This window comes from Streptomyces sp. NPDC002690 (assembly GCF_053592415.1).
In genome coordinates, this window is the sequence record NZ_JBSFVR010000689.1 from 1 (window position 1) to 1,675 (window position 1,675).

1 protein-coding gene is annotated in these 1,675 nt (G+C 68.9%); it reads left to right on the forward strand.

Translation table 11 applies throughout. The features are described from left to right. Positions 1-214 precede the first annotated feature (214 nt). The gene (locus tag ACWD3D_RS36750) at positions 215-1,570 is read left to right on the forward strand and encodes an ABC transporter substrate-binding protein (protein WP_451464978.1); all 1,356 of its coding nucleotides are present in this window, start codon (positions 215-217) and stop codon (positions 1,568-1,570) included. The last annotated feature ends 105 nt before the right edge of the window (positions 1,571-1,675 follow it).

Here is a 1,675-nt window from a genome sequence, read left to right on the forward strand (position 1 = left end):
GCCGGTGCCGCCGCCGCACTCCACGACCACATCGCGTCGTTCGTGCGCCGCGCCTTCCCGGGCGACGGAGCCGATGGCCCCGCCGTCGGCGAGGACCGGAGCGCGGCGGGCCCGGACGTGCGGAACGCGGCGAGACCGGTGACCGCGAGCTGACACCCACCCCCTGAAGCACCTGCCACACCGCTACTGAAGAACCGAGAGAGTGGAGCCGACGATGAAGATCTCGAAGACGCACCGGGCGCGCGCGGCGGCGGCGACGTCCCTCACGGCGGTTCTCGCCCTGACCGTCACCGGCTGCGGCGATGACGGCAGCGGGTTCGCCGGAGGTGCCGGAGCCGAGGGCGACAGCAAGGGAAAGATCGTCTTCTGGGACAACAACGGCGGTGTGCGTACCGACATATGGAAGGAGATCATCGCCGGCTTCGAGAAGGAGAACCCGGACATCGAGGTCCAGTACGTCGGGGTGGCGGCCACCGAGATCCAGACCAAGTACGACAACGCCATCCAGGGCGGCGGGCTGCCGGACGTCGGCGGGGTCGGCGCCGCGATGCTCGCCGGACTCGCCGCCCAGGGCTCGCTGGAGCCCTTGGAGGACCGGAGCGCGGACTCCTCGCTCGACGGCGCGCTCGACCCGGGCATGGTCGAGGCGATGAAGGCGGCGGGTGGCTCCGAGAAGCACACCTACAACGTGCCGATCTCGGCCAACAACGGAGTGCTCTACTACCGCACCGACCTCTTCAAGAAGGCCGGCCTCGCCGCGCCGGCCACCTGGGACGACTTCTACCAGGCCGCCGCGAAGCTGAGCGACCCCAAGAAGAATCGTTTCGGCTACACCATCCGCGGCGGCGCCGGTTCCATCGCGCAGGCCATGGACGCCATGTACGGGCAGTCCGGCATCACGTCCTTCTGGGACGCGAAGGGTGAGAAGACCACCCTCAACGACCCCCGCAACGTCACCGCCCTGGAGAAGTACGCGGCCCTCTACAAGAAGGTCACGCCCTCCGCCGACCTCAACAACGACTTCATCAAGATGGTCGCCCAGTACGACTCCGGCACCATCGGCATGGTCAACCACAACCTGGGCTCGTACCAGGACCATGTGACCGCGCTCGGCACCGCGAAGTTCCGGGGCATCCCGCAGCCGATCGGCGCGGGCGGCAAGCGGGTCCAGGTCTCCAACCCCGTCGACGGACTCGGCCTCTTCAAGAGCTCCGAGCACAAGGCCGCCGCCTGGAAGTTCATCGAGTACGCCGCCTCCCACGAGGCCAACTCGAAGTTCAACGAGCAGGCGGGTCTGATTCCGGCCAACACCGAGGCGGCCAAGGACCCCTGGGTCTCCCGCGCGGAACCGACCGCACTCGCGGCCGAGGCCCTCACCGACGGCTCGACCGTCACCGTGCAACTGCCGTACTACCTGCCGGACTGGAACGGCATCAGCAAGGCCGACAACGAGCCCGAGCTGCAGAAGGTCCTGCTCGGCCGGACCTCCGCCAAGGCGTTCCTCGACAAGATGGCCGGCGAACTGAACGACGCCCAGGCGGAGTGGAAGGAGCAGCGGCCCACCGACTGAGCCGCCCGCCGCGCGGTACGGACGGACAGGCATCGCCGGCCGGTCCCGGGTGGTCCGCGAGGAGCTTCAGCGTCTCGTCGGAGACGGACTGCGTGGCGGTGACCA

Bases quoted from the DNA above. Each gene is read 5' to 3' on its own strand.
- ACWD3D_RS36750 (WP_451464978.1), top strand. From the start codon at position 215: ATGAAGATCTCGAAGACGCACCGGGCGCGCGCGGCGGCGGCGACGTCC.